Raw genomic sequence first — 13,720 nt, forward strand, 5'->3', positions numbered from 1 at the left:
CCTCAGCCCTTCTGCGCCGACGTGGTGGTACGGGTCCGGCGGTGGCGGCCGTACCAGGCGATGCCGATGGCGACCCCCACCCCGACCCCGAGCGCGGCTGCGGCCACCGGCACCGCGGGTCGCTCCCGCAGCCGACGACCCAGTGGCACCGGGTGCCGGAACTCCAGCACCGGCCAGGCGTTCTCGGTGGCGAGTTTGCGCAGCGCCCGGTCCGGGTTGACCGCCGTGGGATGCCCGACACACTCCAACAACGGCCGGTCACTGATCGAGTCGGAGTACGCGTACGACTCGGCGAGGTCGTAACCGCGCGCTTCGGCGAGTTCCGCCACCCCGCTGACCTTGGCCGCCCCGGCGGCGTAGAACTCGACCTCGCCGCTGTACCGGCCGTCCCGGACCGCCATCCGGGTGGCGATCACGTCGGTCACGCCGAGCAGTTCACCGATCGGGCGGACCAGTTCCTCACCCGAGGCGGAGACCAGCACCACGTCCCGACCGGCCGCCTGGTGCTCCTCGATCAGGGCGGCGGCTTCGGCGTACACGTAGGGGTTGATCAACTCGTGCAGTGTCTCGGCGACGATCTGGCGGACCTGGTCCACCGACCAGCCCTTGGTGAGCGCGGCCAGGTAGTCCCGGGTACGCGCCATCGTCTGGTCGTTCATCCCGCCGAGCCGGAACATCAGCTGGGCGTACGCGGACTTGACCACGTCCCGGCGCGAGATCAGGCCGTCCCGGTAGAACGGCTTGCCGAACGCCAGGGCGCTCGACTTCGCGATGACGGTCTTGTCCAGATCGAAAAAAGCGGCACTTCGGCCCACGGCGCGCAAGTCTAGCCGGATGGTCTATGGTCGGCGGGTGCGCGGGGGCACCCGGCTGGCTGTGGCCCCGGACACCCCGGCCCCGGAGCCGGCGGCGGTGAGCCTGATCGCGTCGAACGGCCGTGGTTTTGCAGTGAGTGGAGATCGCGCCACTCGACGTATACAGGTCCGCTCAGGCATGCTTGTCTTCGCGACACACTTTCATATCTCGTGTGCCCGGCAGACTCTCGGCGGTTGCACCCCCCGTGACCGCTGAGGTGGGTTCGGCTCGACCCCCCCGGAGCCGAACCCCCAGACGACCCCCGTCTCCCCCCGACGGGGGTCGTCGCTTATCCGCAGGTGGGCCGCTGGACCCTTCGTCACCGGCGGGGCGCCGCCCCGGTCGCCCGGCGGACCGGGGCGGCGCCCGCGTACCGGAGCGGTCAAGGGCCGTCGTGCAACGCCGTACGCAGTGTCTGGGCGCCCTGCGCGGTGGCGGCGCGGGCCGCGCTCGTGGTCGCCAACGTGTCGAGCATGACGAAGTCGTGGATCATGCCCTGGTAGCGGACCTGGGTCACCGGTACGCCGGCCCGGCGCAGCTTGGCCGCGTACGCCTCGCCCTCGTCGCGCAGCGGGTCGGCCTCCTCGGTGACGACCAGCGCGGGTGGCAGTCCCCGGAGCTGCTCGACGTCGGCCCGCAGGGGTGCGGCCATCGGGTCGTCACGGCAACTGGCGTCGGGCAGGTACTGGTCCCAGTGCCAGATCATCTGGTCCCGGCTCAGGTAGTAGCCGCTCTGGAACTCCCGGTACGTACCCGTGTCGAAGTCCGCGTCGGTGACCGGGTACCAGAGCACCTGGTGCCGGAACTGCGGCCCGCCCCGCTGCCTGGCCAACAGGGTGATCACCGCGGCGATGTTGGCGCCGGACGAGTCGGCGGCGATCGCGATCCGGGCCGGGTCGAGGCCGAACTCCGAGCCCTGCTCGGTGATCCATTCCGCTACCGCGTAACACTCCTCCAGCGCCGTCGGGAACTGCGCCTCGGGTGAGCGGCTGTACTCCGGGAAGACGACGGCCGCATCGGCCTGGACCGCGATCTCCCGGATCAGCCGGTCGTGGGTGAACGAGTCCCCGTACACCCAGCCGCCGCCGTGGATGTAGAGGATGACCGGCGTCGCCCGCTGGCTGGCGCGTGAACTCATCAGGCCGCGTACCCGGTCGGTCAGTCTGTTCCCGCCGTCCGATCCGCCGCTGCGGGGCGGGCGCACGATGCGTACCGGCACCTGGCCGGCGGGGCCGCCGGGAACCATCAGGTTCTCCGAGTCGACGGCCGGTCGGGCGATGCCGCTGGACTGGAGGTCGGTGAGTCTGGTGCGGCCCTCGCTCGGCGTGAGCTGGTGCAGGAAGGGCGGCTGCGAGGTCATCCTGGCGAATTCGTGGGCGGCCGGTTCGAGTACGACGGTGCCGACGGACTGAGCCATGGTCGCTCCTCTCGCGCAGCCCGGAGCTGCTGCGGTGGCGGCTGCTCCGCGGGGTGGGTACCCGAATCCGGGCGGTCTACCGGGGCTGATGGTCGATCTCCGGATGCCTCCGCCAGGGTGGGAATTCGCGCGACCGGGCTTGTGGATCAACTCGGCTTCGTGTCCGCTTTGCTCCTGGAAGTCCGGGGTTTCATAGCAGATCACCCCCGATCCCGGACGTTTTCCACAGGCGGGTCGGTTATCCACAGGCGGCGCCGGAGGTGGGGACGGTGACGCGCCGCCCGTTCCAGGGTGTGTCGGTCAACCCGTACCGACGCCCGCCGCTGGAGACCCGATGCCCGCCCGTACCCCGGTCCATCCCGGACCCCGCCTGCCGCTGGTCCTGACCTCGGACGGTGACCTGCTCGACGAACTGCTCCGGCTCGCCGCGGCCGGCGGCACCGAGGTCGAGGTGGTCGCCGACCCGGCCGCGGCACGTCCCCGCTGGGCCGCCGCACCCCTGGTCATGGTCGGCATCGACCAGGCGCAGTCCTGCCTGCGGGCCCGGCTGCCGCGCCGCCCCCGGGTGGTGCTGGTCGGCCGGTCCCGGCCCGGCGACCCCGGCTGGGAGCTCGCCGAACTGATCGGGGCCGAACACGTGGCGATGCTGCCGGCGGCCGAACCGTGGCTGGTGGACCGGTTCGCCGAGGGCGTACCCGGCTCGGCCGGCACCGGACTCGGCCGGGTGGTCGCGGTCATCGGCGGCCGGGGCGGCGCCGGCGCGAGCGTGCTCGCCGGTGGCCTCGCGGTCACCGCCGCCCGGGGCGGGCTGCGCACCCTGCTGGTCGACGCCGACCCGCTCGGCGGCGGACTCGACCTGGTGCTCGGCTGGGAACAACTCGAAGGACTGCGCTGGCCGGCGCTCACCGAAGCCGACGGCCGGGTCGACGCACCGGCCCTGGTCCGAGCCCTTCCGAGCCGGGGCGACCTGGTCATGCTCTCCTGGGACCGGGGCGAGGCGTTCAGCCTGCCGGCCGAGGCGATGGCGGCCACCATGGACGCCGGCCGTCGCGGCCGTGACCTGGTCATCGTCGACCTGCCGCGACAACTCGACGACCCGGCCGTGATCGCCTTGCAGGCCGCCGACCGGGCGTTCCTCGTGGTGCCGGCCGAACTGCGGGCAACCGCGGCGGCCGCGCGGGTCGTCGCCGTCGCCGGTCTGCACTGCGCCGAACTGACGGTCATCGTGCGCGGCCCGGCCCCCGGCCGGCTGAAGGCCCGTGAGGTCGCCCGTGCGCTCGGCCTGCCGCTGGCCGGCACGCTGCGACCGGAGCCGGGGCTCAGCCGTGGCCTGGAGCGTGGCGAGGCGCCCGCGTCCAGCGGCCGGGGCCCGCTCGCCACCCTCTGCCAGCGCCTGCTCACCGAACTCGACGACCAGTCGAACACGGGCGCGGCATGACCGGCCGGGTCCGTCCCACCGGCCCCGGCGGCGCGGGTCCGGTCGGCGGGGAACTGGCCGGCCGGGTCCGCCGACGGTTCGCCGCCGACGGTACGGCGATCACCCCGGCCACCGTCGTCGCCGCCGTACGCGACGAGCCCGGTGCGGCGGTGCTGGGCGACACCACCGTGCTCCGGATGGCCGGTCAGGTGCACGACGACCTCGTCGGCGCCGGCCCGCTCGCCCCGCTGCTCGCCGACCCCGACGTCACCGACGTCCTGGTCAACGGCGTACGGGTGTGGGTCGATCGGGGACGGGGACTGCAACCGGTGACGGTCGCACTCGGCAGCCGCGACGACGTACGCCGGCTGGCCCAGCGGCTCGCCGCCGGCTGCGGCAGGCGCCTCGACGAGGGATCCCCGTACGTCGACGGGCGGCTGCCGGACGGGACCAGGCTGCACGCCGTACTGCCGCCGGTGGCGACCGACGGGCCGTACCTGTCGCTGCGTACCTTCCGGCAGCGCCCGTTCACCCTGGACGAACTCGTCCACCACGGCACCGTGCCCCGGTCGGCGGCACCGCTGCTCGCCGCCGTGGTAGCCGCCCGGTTGGCGTACCTGGTCGTCGGCGGCACCGGTTCCGGCAAGACCACCCTGCTCAACACGCTGCTCGGGCTGGTCCCGCCGACCGAACGGATAGTGCTGGTCGAGGACGCCGCCGAACTGCGCCCGGTGCACCCGCACGTGGTCGGCCTCCAGGCGCGCACGGCCAACGTGGAGGGCAGCGGCACCGTCGGGCTCAGTGACCTGGTCCGCCAGGCGCTGCGGATGCGCCCGGACCGGATAGTGGTGGGCGAGTGCCGGGGCGCCGAGGTGGTCGACCTGCTCGCCGCCCTGAACACCGGGCACGACGGCGGGGCGGGCACCCTGCACGCCAACGCCCCGGCGGACGTACCGGCCCGGCTGGAGGCGCTCGGCCTGCTCGGCGGCCTCCCCCGAGCCGCCCTGCACGCGCAGGTCACCGCCGCCCTACAGGTGCTGTTGCAGGTACGCCGCACCGACCGGGGACGGGTGCTGGAAGCCGTCTGCCTGCTGCTGCCCAGCGGGCGGGAACGACTGGTCACCGTCGTACCGGCCTGGCGACGGGGTGAGGGCGCCGGACCGGCTGCCACCGCCCTGGCCCGACTCCTCGCCGATCGGGCGGTGCCCGTACCGGCGGTGCTGCTCCAACCTGCGGAGCCCGGCCGGGCGCCGCTGCTCCAGCCCGTGGAGTCGAGCCGATCGCCGCTGCTCCAACCCGCGGAGTCGGGCCGGGCGCCGGTGCTCCAACCTGCGGAGTCGGGCCGGGCGCCGGTGCCGTTGCCCGGAACGGCAGGTCGGGCGTGAGCGCCGGCTGGTGGTTCGTCGCGGCCTGCCTGGTTGTCGCGGCGGGGCTGGTGGCCTGGTCACCGGTGGGCAACCGGGCACGTTGGCGGGCGATCATCGGACCGTCGTCCGGCGGCACCCGTCACGCCGGGGCCGGGGACACCGGCCGGGCGGTGTCCGGGCGGCGGATCGCGGTACTCGGGCGGCGGATCGCTGCGCCCGGCTGGGTGGACGGTGCGCCGAAGCGGGTCGTGGTGGTTGTCGCCGGGTTCGCGGCGGTTGTCGGAGCCGTACTCGCCGGACCGGTCGCCGGGTTCGCCGCACTGGCGTACGGCGGGCTCGCCGTACGGGCCGCGCTGCGTCGGCGTACCGGACGAGCGGCGGAACGCGCACGCCGCCGGCAACTGGACAAACTCTGCGCGCTCGCCGCCGACCTGCGCGCCGGCCTGCCGATCACCAACGCGTTCGCGCCGGACCCGGATTCGGTACCGCCCGCCGGTACGCCCTCGCCCGCGCGCACGACATCGACCGCGACCGGTCCGGCGGAGCGGATTGACGGGTTGGCCCGAGCGGCGGTCCGGCTCGCCGAGCAGACGGGTGCGCCGTTGGCCGATCTGCTGGAGCGGATCGAGGCCGACGCCCGTGCGATGGACCGGGGACTCGCCGCTGCCGCCGCCCAGGCGGCCGGGGCCCGAGCGACCGCGATGCTGCTCGCCGGGTTACCCCTGGGCGGCATCGCGCTCGGCTACGGCATCGGCGTCGACCCGCTCGCCGTGCTGCTGCGTACGCCGATCGGAGCCGGCTGCGCGGTCGGTGCCATCCTGCTGCAACTCGCGGGCCTGGCCTGGGCCGACCGGCTCGCCGGCAGCGCTCTGCGGGCGGTCTGATGTCGACCTCGACGGCACTGGTCCTCGGCCTGGCCGGCGCTGCCGGACTCGTCCTCGTCGCCGGCCGGCCCGGCGCACGGTCCACCCGGCGCCGCCTGTTCCGGCTCGACCTGGACCGTCGTCCGGCGCACGGCGCCGACGGTTCGGGCGGCACGGACGGCAGGAGCGGGAACGGCGCCAACCACAGCGGATCCGGGGGTGGTGCACGTGACACCGGAGATGGTCGGTGGCGGCCGGATCCGATCCGGTTCGGGGCCGGGTTCGGTGGACTGGCCGTCGCGGTCGTGCTCGGTGGCTGGACCGGAGCGGTGGTCGGAGTGCTGGTCGGGGTGCTCAGCGACCGGCTGTTGCGCCGACTCGAACCGGCCGGCGCCCGCCGGTTGCGGCTGCGCGAGGCCGCCGACCTACCGCTCGGCGCCGATCTGCTCGCCGCCGCGCTGCGCGCCGGCGCCCCGGTCGACCGGGCGGTGGTGTCGGTCGCCGAGGCCCTCGGCGGCCCGCTGGGCGAGCGGCTGCACCGGGTCGGCCGGACGCTGCGCCTTGGCGGTGAACCGGAGGAGGCGTGGTCCCATCTCGGCTCCGTTCCCGGCGGGGACCGCCTCACCGCCGCTGCCATCCGTACGTCCACCAGCGGTGCCGCACTCGCCGGAGCGCTGACCCGGCTCGCCGACGACCTGCGCGCCGACCGGGCCATCACGGTCGAGGCGGCGGCCCGGCGAGCCGGCGTGCTGATCGTGCTGCCACTCGGGCTGTGTTTCCTGCCTGCCTTCATTCTCGCCGGCCTGGTGCCGGTGATCGTCGCCGTACTCGGCGACGTGCTCTGAGTCCGTACGAGAGAAGGGGAAGACCGTGATCCGCAAACTGAGGGCCCGGCTGCGTGGCGACGCCGGGATGAACACCGCCGAGTACGCCGTCGGCACGCTTGCCGCCGTCGCGTTCGCCGGCATCCTGCTCAAGGTTCTGACCAGCGGAAGCGTTCAGTCGGCGTTGACCGCCGTGATCGACCGGGCGCTGAAGTGACCGGGCGCCGGTGGGCCGAGGGCGACCGGGGCTCGTTCACCGCCGAGTTGGCGGCCGGTCTACCGGCGCTGGTGATGCTGCTGCTCGTCGGGCTGGCCGCCGTCGGCGCGGTGACCATCAAGGCCCAATGTGTGGACGCGGCTCGGGAGGCGGCACTCGCCGCCTCCCGGGGCGAACCCGGAGTGCCGGCCGGAACCGGATCCGCACCGCCGGGCGCCACCGTGGCGGTCACCGTCGCGGGCGAGCGGGTCGTCGCGACCGTACGGGCACCGATCCGCGCCTTCGGCACCCGACTCCCTCGCCTGACCGTCACGGCGAGTGCGGTGGCCGCCGTGGAACCGGGCAACCCGGAACCGCTGCCATGAGCCGGGTCTGGCCGTCCGTCAACCCCAGCCGACGCCCGATGGGGGGTCGACGCGATCGGGGGAGCGCGTCGCTGTGGCTGCTCGCGGTCGGGTTGACGCTGGTCATGGCTGGTCTGGCCGGGGCAGCCGTCGGGGCGGCCCGGGTCGCCAAGCACCGGGCGAGGGTGGCGGCCGACTTCGGCGCCCTGGCCGGCGCCGCCCGTACGCTCGACGGCCCGGCCGTGGCCTGCGCCCGCGCGGCCGACCTGGTCACCGCGAACGGCGGCCGGATGCTCGACTGCACGGTGGACGGACTCGACCTGCAACTCGTGGTCGAGGTGGCGGTGACCCCGCTACCGGGCCTGGCCCGCGCCGCACGGGCTACCGCCCGCGCCGGCCCCGTCCGAGGTTGAGTTGGCCCTTCCGCAAACACTTGGGCAGCGGCCCCCTATCAGGATCGACAGGGGGCTCGCTGATAGATGAGGCCGGATGGGACGCCCTTACGGGGCGATCACGCCGTCCTTGATGCCTTCGGTGAAGGCAGCCCAGGCGACCGGGCTGAAGGTCAGCATCGGGCCGCTTGGGTCTTTCGAGTCGCGCACGTCGATGGCAACGCTCCGGTCGCGTACCTCGGTGCACTGCCCGTTAGATGATGACCTGCTCGACTCTGCCAAGCTGCGTGAGTGGGGATAGATCCCATATCAGTTCCTCCTTGCCTACTTCATTTTGTTGGCCACCTCGCGGATCAGTCGAGCGGAATCCACGGGATTCAGTGCGGCGGCGCGGAGGTGCTCGAAGATCACTGTGAAGCGCCGGACATCGGCGTCACGCTCCAGGAACAGCTCCCCGGCCATGCTGTCGATGTACACCAGGTCGGGGTCGGCGGCCTCCGGGAAGTCCATGATGGCGAACGAGCCCGGCATGCCCGGGTGAGCGCCGACACCGAACGGGACGACCTGCACAACGATGTGCGGCTGTTTCGAGGCGTTGGCCAGGGCGGTCAGCTGTTCGACCATAACTTTCGTGCCGCCTACCAGCCGGTGAAGCACCGCTTCGTCCATGATCGCCCACAGGTTCAGTGGGCCGTCTTTCTGGAGCGACGCCTGGCGCTTGAGTCGCGCTTCAACTCGCCGTTCGACGTACCCGTGATCAGCGATCGGAACTGCCCCGGCGATGACGGCGCGGGCGTAGTCCTCGGTTTGAAGTAACCCCGGAACGAACAAGCACTCGTAGTTGCGCAGGCCGAGCGCCTCGGCCTCGAAGCTGATGTAGGCCGTGTACTCATCCGGCAGCTCCGACTCAAACGCCTGCAACCAACCGAGCTGGGTGGCCTGCTTCGACAGGTCGATCAGTTCGTTACGGGTGTCTTCATCCGTTACGCCGTATTTATCGAGGAGCGCGACGAGCGTCCGCCGCTGCGGCCGCATCCTGGCCGTCTCGATGCGGTAGAGGGTGGCCGAGTTGATCCCGGTCTGCTCGCTCACTTCTTCGCGCGTCATGGCTGAAGCGGTGCGCATGCTGCGGAGTTCGGCAGCAAGCCGTCGCAGGCGCACGGTGGGCGGTTGTGCTCGAACTGCTGGAGCGTGGCGGCGGCAGCGTCGCCCTCGTTCAACCTGACGGCTCCGTAGACCGGATTCACCTTTTCTAGGGGCTGGGCCGTGGACATGCCGACATGGTTGCTGTCGTGGAATGTCGAACGCCCGCCGGCCGACCCGCCTGCGGGGTGCACCGACCCTGTCGGTTGGTTCGAGGGCTACCGCACGTACGCCGCTCACCAGCCTGACCGCCTGGGCCACTGTCGCGACTGCTTCCACCCCTGGCCTTGTCGATCGTACGAAGATGCCGTGTGCGTGCTCGTCGACGCCTGCTGTGAACGTAAGCCGTTCGTTCCAACCCGCCTCGGGGATGACCGGCTCATCCAGCGCTCTACCTGCCGCTGGTGCCGTGGCGCGATCGACCTCCACAGCCGGTGGGGCTGCCTGGATAGTCCTGGGCTCGCCGGCCATGAAGCCGACATCCCCATCGAGGAGCACACCGTCGAGGTCGTGGTGAAGGTAGTCACCGATCTGATCTCCCTTGATCCTGAGCGGGCACGCACCACGATCCTCGCCCTGCTTCAGTCGGTGCCGGCGCCCGCAACGGCGACGCGGCGCCGCATAGGTGAGGAGCTCGTCGATCTCCTGGACGACATCGACAACCACGAGGCGCTGGCCGAGAAGGTCGCTCGGGTTCGTGGCGATGATGCCGAGACTCTCCCCTGGGAGCAGGTCAAGGCGGGGCTTGATTTCTGAACTGGGAACTCCGCGTTGCACCTGCTGCCGGCAAGCAGCTCGCGAATCTCAACAAACCAGTACGGAAACGGGTAGCCGCAGCGATCGACAAACGAGAAGGTCGTCGGCTGTGGCGGCCTGCTGCCCCCGGAGGGGTAGTAGACGACCACAGCCGCGAGCGAACGCGGTGACCGAGAGCGGTTGCGGAGCTGGGTGTGGGGTCAGCGGCCGGTGCCGTCGGCAGCGGCGCGCAGCGCCGAGGCGCTGAGGATCTGGTGGATGCTGTGCAGCTGCTCGTTCAGTCGGTGCAGCTGCTCGGCCTGGGCCAGGGCGGCGTACGCCTGACTGAGCGAGATCTGCTGGTCCACCGTGAGGTTGTCCTGGTCGACGCCGTAGAGCAGGTCGACGGTCTCGGCGATGGTGTCGGCCACTCAATCCTCCTCGGACGGGACTATGGAAGCGCTCCCATCAGGGTACCCATTCCCATCACCATCCATACAGATGAATCAGTGGGATTCCTCGGCCAGGTTCGTCAGCACCACGTCCAGCACCTTCACCGCCTCCGCCTTGGCCAGCGGGTTGTTGCCGTTACCGCACTTCGGCGACTGCACGCACGACGGGCAGCCCGACTCGCAGCCGCACTCGCTGATCGCGTCCCGCGTCGCCCCCAGCCACTCCGCCGCCGCGTGGTACGCCCGCTCGGCGAACCCGGCCCCGCCGGGATGTCCGTCGTAGACGAACACGGTCGGCGCCCCGGTGTCCGGGTGGATCCCGGTGGACAGCCCACCGATGTCCCAGCGGTCACAGGTCGCGATCAGCGGCAGCAGGCCGATCGCGGCGTGCTCGGCCGCGTGCAACGCCCCCGGTACGTCGGCCAGCTCCACCCCGGCCCGGCCCAGCGCCTCCAACGACACGGTGAACCAGACCGCGACCGTACGCAGCTCGCGGGCGGGCAGGTCCAGTGGCCGGGTGTCGATCACCTCGCCGGAGGCGATCCGTCGTCGCTGGTACGACACCACCTGGCTGGTCACGTCGACCTCGCCGAGGAACAGCCCGACCGGCCCGGCGTCCCGGTACGACCGCACCGACACCACGCCGAGCGAGGTGACGTCCCGCGCGTGGGTGGACCAGTCCGGCTCCTGCGCGTGCACCAGCGCGCACGCGTCGTCCAGGTCCAGGTTGTCGACCACGTACGACACGCCCTGGTGCAGGTAGACCGCGCCGGAGTGGAGCATGAAGTGGGACGAGGCCGGGTCGACCGTGCCGAGCAGCCGGCCGGTCGACGTCTCCACCACCGAGATGGGGGCGCCCCCGGTGCCGCGCAGATCCACCTCGGGGCGCCCGGTGTGCCGCCAGTACCAGCCGGTCGGGCGTTGCCGCAGCGCGCCCGACTCGACCAGGGCGGCCACCGCCTCCCTCGCCCCCGGCCCGAACAGCGGCAGGTCGGCCTCGGTCAGCGGGGCCTCGGACGCCGCGCAGCACAACTGCGGCCCGAGCACGTACGGGTTGGCCGGGTCGAGCACGGTCGCCTCGACCGGTCGCCCGAACAGCGCCTCCGGATGGTGCACCAGGTAGGTGTCGAGCGGGTCGTCCCGGGCCACCAGCACAGCGAGCGCCTCGCCGCCGGATCGCCCGGCCCGGCCCGCCTGCTGCCAGAGCGACGCCCGCGTCCCCGGCCAGCCGCAGATCAGCACCGCGTCCAGTCCGACCAGGTCGACCCCGAGTTCGAGGGCGTTGGTCGAGGCCAGCCCGAGCAGGTCACCGTGCAGCAGCGCCCGTTCCAGTTTGCGCCGGTCCTCGCGCAGGTAGCCGGCCCGGTAGGCGGCGACCCGGCTGCCGAGGCCGGGCACCGCCTCGTCCAGCGACCGCCGGGCGGTGCTCGCGACCACCTCAGCGCCGCGCCGGGACCGGACGAAGGCGAGCGTACGCACCCCGGCGGCGACGGTGTCGCTGAGCAGGTCGGCGGTTTCCCGCAGGGCCGAGCGGCGGACGGGTTCGGCCTCGCCGACGTCGACCGCGTCCGGCGGTGGCGGCAGCAGCGGCGGTTCCCAGAGGGCGAAGGTGACCCCGCCGCGCGGGGACGAGTCCTCGGTCACCGCGTGCACCGGCAGCCCGGTCAGCCGCTGGGCGGCGTTGCCCGGGTCACCGGAGGTGGCCGAGGCCAGCACGAAGACCGGGGACCGGGGTACGCCGTTGACGGTGGGCGCGTACCGGGTGGCCTGGCGGCGCAGCCGGCGCAGTACGTGCGCCACGTGCGAGCCGAACACGCCCCGGTAGGTGTGGCACTCGTCGACCACCACGAACGCGAGCCGGCGCAGGAACGTCCCCCAGTGGCCGTGTCCGGGCAGGATGCCGTGGTGCAGCATGTCGGGGTTGGTCAGTACGAACCGGGAGTGTTTGCGGATCCACTCGCGCTCGGCGCGCGGGGTGTCGCCGTCGTAGCTGGCCGGGCGTACGCCGTCGAGGTCGAGGGCGGCGACGGTGCGCAGCTGGTCGGCGGCGAGTGCCTTGGTCGGGGCCAGGTAGAGCACGGTCGCGCGCGGGTCGGTGAGCAGGGTCGCCAGCGCCGGCAACTGGTACGCCAGCGACTTGCCCGACCCGGTGCCGGTGGCGACGATCACGTGCTGGCCGCCGTACGCCAGGGTGGCCGCCTCGGCCTGGTGCTGCCACGGGGCGACCACGCCGCGCCCGACGAGCGCCGCCCGCAGTGGCTCCGGCACCCAGTCCGGCCACGGTACGGCGTGCCCGGCGCTGGCCGGCACCCGTTCGACGTGGGTGACCGGATCGTCCCGGGTCCGGGCCCGTAGCCGGTGCAGCAGCTCGGCCGGGCTCGGGGTGGGGCCACCGGCCGGGCGGGGCCGGTCGGCCTCGGCGGATACTGTGGCTGCGGTGGTCACGCCCTGCACTCTCGCATCGACCCGTCGGGATCCGAAAGCGGGGGGCGCGGCAGGCCGCAGGCGCCATGGGTCAGGTAGGCGACGCTCCAGCTCGGTGCGGCGCCGGCCGGACGATGGTTAGATGCCCATGAGCATTCCTGGCGGGAGCCGCCCGGTCGGGCCGGCATCAGCCGGGAAGGTAGTCGAGGAGGACGGATGGAGCTGTCGCTGACGACCCGCACCATCGCCGAGCACGCGGTGCTGGAGGTCGGTGGCGAGGTGGACGTCTACACCGCCCCCCGGCTCCGGGAACGCCTGATCGAGATGGTCGACGGCGGCGCCCGGCAGGTCGTGGTGGACCTGCGGCGGGTCGACTTCCTCGACTCCACCGGCCTCGGTGTGCTGGTCGGGGCGTTGAAGCGGCTGCGCGCGGTCGGCGGCACCTTCGGGCTGGTCTGCGACAAGGAACCGCTGCTCAAGATCTTCCGGATCACCGCGCTGGACCAGGTCTTCCCGCTCTATCCGACGATCGACGCGGCGACGGCGCCGGGCGCGGCGAACCCCACCGCCTGATGTCGACCGTCCGGTTGTCCTTCTCTCCGGCGCCGGTGCACGTCCGCACCGCGCGCCTGGTCGGCGTCGCGGTGGCCCGCCGGGCCGGCGTCGCCGAGGAACTGCTCGACGAGGTACGCCTGGCCATCGGCGAAGCGTGCACCCGCGCGGTGGCCCTGCACCGCCAGTACGGTCTCACCGACCTGGTCCGGGTGGAGATGTCCGACGGCGGTTCCTACACGGTGCGGGTCACCGACCGGGCGCCGATCGAGGCCGGGCTCGGCCTGGCCGCGTTGCCGCCGGACGAGCTGGCCGACGAGTCGCTGACCGACGAGGCGCTCACCGTCGGCGTCGGCTTCGCCCTGTTGGCCGGTTTTGTCGAGGATCTCCAGGTGCGTCCGGTGGACGAGGGCATCGGCACCGAGGTCCGGATGGTCTGGCCGGTCGGCCGCTGACCCGACCGGTTCGGTCGCGTACGCCCCACCGCGATTCTCCATAGCAGATCAACTGTGCTTGCACAGCGATGAAGATCATTGCGACACGGTGGGTGGTAACTGTGACCTCCAACACTGCGGACGGCTAGAGTACCCGGGGTTATCAGCAAGTGCCCTGGTCCCGCGCTCGCGTGACCGGGTGGTCACCGCTGAGCTGAAGCCTTGGCCCGGCGGGGACGCTTGCGAACCGTCGCTCCACGTGTGGAGACGCCGGGCCGGTCTCG

Annotated in this window: 14 protein-coding genes and 2 pseudogenes; 10 read left to right on the top strand and 6 right to left on the bottom strand. The window is 72.6% G+C overall.

The genetic code is table 11. From position 1 onward, the window contains the following. Nucleotides 1-2: 2 nt before the first annotated feature. Nucleotides 3-824: an HAD family hydrolase gene (locus OG792_RS01370; protein ID WP_329106570.1), complete on the bottom strand. Its 822-nt coding sequence runs from the start codon at nucleotides 822-824 to the stop codon at nucleotides 3-5. Nucleotides 825-1,237: 413 nt separating this feature from the next. After that, a complete protein-coding gene (locus OG792_RS01375) occupies nucleotides 1,238-2,272 on the bottom strand; it encodes an alpha/beta hydrolase (RefSeq protein WP_329106572.1) in 1,035 nt (344 codons plus the stop codon). 382 nt (nucleotides 2,273-2,654) lie between these two features. Here OG792_RS01375 and ssd point away from each other — a divergent pair, with 382 nt between their 5' ends. The 7 genes and pseudogenes from ssd to OG792_RS01410 all read left to right on the top strand — a co-directional run bounded on the left by ssd (nucleotide 2,655) and on the right by OG792_RS01410 (nucleotide 7,717). Next, on the top strand, nucleotides 2,655-3,710 hold the full coding sequence (gene ssd, locus OG792_RS01380; protein WP_329111042.1) for a septum site-determining protein Ssd: 1,056 nt from the start codon (nucleotides 2,655-2,657) through the stop codon (nucleotides 3,708-3,710). Then, nucleotides 3,707-4,939: pseudogene (locus OG792_RS01385) on the top strand (TadA family conjugal transfer-associated ATPase); the annotation flags it as partial. The gene ssd and the pseudogene OG792_RS01385, both read left to right, overlap by 4 nt. 440 nt (nucleotides 4,940-5,379) lie before the next feature. Further along, nucleotides 5,380-5,940 (top strand): annotated as a pseudogene (locus tag OG792_RS01390) (type II secretion system F family protein); the annotation flags it as partial. Next, nucleotides 5,940-6,764 carry a type II secretion system F family protein gene (locus OG792_RS01395; protein WP_329106573.1) on the top strand — a complete coding sequence of 275 codons (825 nt, stop codon included), beginning with the start codon at nucleotides 5,940-5,942 and terminating at the stop codon, nucleotides 6,762-6,764. The pseudogene OG792_RS01390 and the gene OG792_RS01395, both read left to right, overlap by 1 nt. A gap of 67 nt (nucleotides 6,765-6,831) precedes the next feature. Beyond that, nucleotides 6,832-6,960 carry a DUF4244 domain-containing protein gene (locus OG792_RS01400; RefSeq protein WP_442932434.1) on the top strand — a complete coding sequence of 43 codons (129 nt, stop codon included), beginning with the start codon at nucleotides 6,832-6,834 and terminating at the stop codon, nucleotides 6,958-6,960. After that, on the top strand, nucleotides 6,957-7,325 hold the full coding sequence (locus tag OG792_RS01405; protein WP_329106574.1) for a TadE family type IV pilus minor pilin: 369 nt from the start codon (nucleotides 6,957-6,959) through the stop codon (nucleotides 7,323-7,325). Before OG792_RS01400 ends, OG792_RS01405 begins: the two co-directional genes overlap by 4 nt. Nucleotides 7,326-7,363: 38 nt before the next feature. Then, nucleotides 7,364-7,717, top strand: a complete 354-nt coding sequence (locus OG792_RS01410) for an Rv3654c family TadE-like protein (RefSeq protein WP_442932357.1) — start codon at nucleotides 7,364-7,366, stop codon at nucleotides 7,715-7,717. An 87-nt stretch (nucleotides 7,718-7,804) separates the two neighbouring features. On the opposite strand, the gene OG792_RS01415 is transcribed toward OG792_RS01410, so the two are convergent. Both OG792_RS01415 and OG792_RS01420 read right to left on the bottom strand, forming a co-directional pair. Continuing rightward, the gene (locus tag OG792_RS01415; protein ID WP_442932358.1) at nucleotides 7,805-7,978 is read right to left on the bottom strand and encodes a DUF397 domain-containing protein; all 174 of its coding nucleotides are present in this window, start codon (nucleotides 7,976-7,978) and stop codon (nucleotides 7,805-7,807) included. Between the two features lie 42 nt (nucleotides 7,979-8,020). Beyond that, a complete protein-coding gene (locus OG792_RS01420) occupies nucleotides 8,021-8,857 on the bottom strand; it encodes a helix-turn-helix domain-containing protein (RefSeq protein WP_329106576.1) in 837 nt (278 codons plus the stop codon). A gap of 297 nt (nucleotides 8,858-9,154) precedes the next feature. On the opposite strand from OG792_RS01420, the gene OG792_RS01425 reads away from it, so the two are divergent. Further along, the gene (locus OG792_RS01425; protein WP_329106577.1) at nucleotides 9,155-9,595 is read left to right on the top strand and encodes a hypothetical protein; all 441 of its coding nucleotides are present in this window, start codon (nucleotides 9,155-9,157) and stop codon (nucleotides 9,593-9,595) included. 200 nt (nucleotides 9,596-9,795) lie between these two features. Here the strand turns inward: OG792_RS01425 and OG792_RS01430 are convergent, their stop codons facing one another. Beyond that, nucleotides 9,796-10,005: a hypothetical protein gene (locus tag OG792_RS01430; protein ID WP_329106579.1), complete on the bottom strand. Its 210-nt coding sequence runs from the start codon at nucleotides 10,003-10,005 to the stop codon at nucleotides 9,796-9,798. Between the two features lie 75 nt (nucleotides 10,006-10,080). After that, complete coding sequence (locus tag OG792_RS01435) at nucleotides 10,081-12,471, bottom strand: DEAD/DEAH box helicase (RefSeq protein ID WP_329106580.1); 2,391 nt, start codon at nucleotides 12,469-12,471, stop codon at nucleotides 10,081-10,083. A 195-nt stretch (nucleotides 12,472-12,666) separates the two neighbouring features. On the opposite strand from OG792_RS01435, the gene OG792_RS01440 reads away from it, so the two are divergent. Both OG792_RS01440 and OG792_RS01445 read left to right on the top strand, forming a co-directional pair. Then, nucleotides 12,667-13,023 (top strand): STAS domain-containing protein, encoded by a 357-nt coding sequence (locus tag OG792_RS01440; protein ID WP_329106582.1) that lies wholly within the window; start codon nucleotides 12,667-12,669, stop codon nucleotides 13,021-13,023. Continuing rightward, on the top strand, nucleotides 13,020-13,457 hold the full coding sequence (locus OG792_RS01445; protein WP_329111046.1) for an ATP-binding protein: 438 nt from the start codon (nucleotides 13,020-13,022) through the stop codon (nucleotides 13,455-13,457). The genes OG792_RS01440 and OG792_RS01445 overlap by 4 nt, the downstream gene beginning before the upstream one ends. Nucleotides 13,458-13,720: the final 263 nt, after the last annotated feature.

The sequence above is a fragment of the Micromonospora sp. NBC_01699 genome (genome assembly GCF_036250065.1).
Lineage (GTDB): Bacteria > Actinomycetota > Actinomycetes > Mycobacteriales > Micromonosporaceae > Micromonospora_G.

Coding starts and splice junctions, on each gene's coding strand:
- OG792_RS01395 (WP_329106573.1), top strand. CDS start 5,940: ATGTCGACCTCGACGGCACTGGTCCTCGGCCTGGCCGGCGCTGCCGGA.
- OG792_RS01440 (WP_329106582.1), top strand. CDS start 12,667: ATGGAGCTGTCGCTGACGACCCGCACCATCGCCGAGCACGCGGTGCTG.
- OG792_RS01375 (WP_329106572.1), bottom strand. CDS start 2,272: ATGGCTCAGTCCGTCGGCACCGTCGTACTCGAACCGGCCGCCCACGAA.
- OG792_RS01400 (WP_442932434.1), top strand. CDS start 6,832: ATGAACACCGCCGAGTACGCCGTCGGCACGCTTGCCGCCGTCGCGTTC.
- OG792_RS01410 (WP_442932357.1), top strand. CDS start 7,364: ATGGGGGGTCGACGCGATCGGGGGAGCGCGTCGCTGTGGCTGCTCGCG.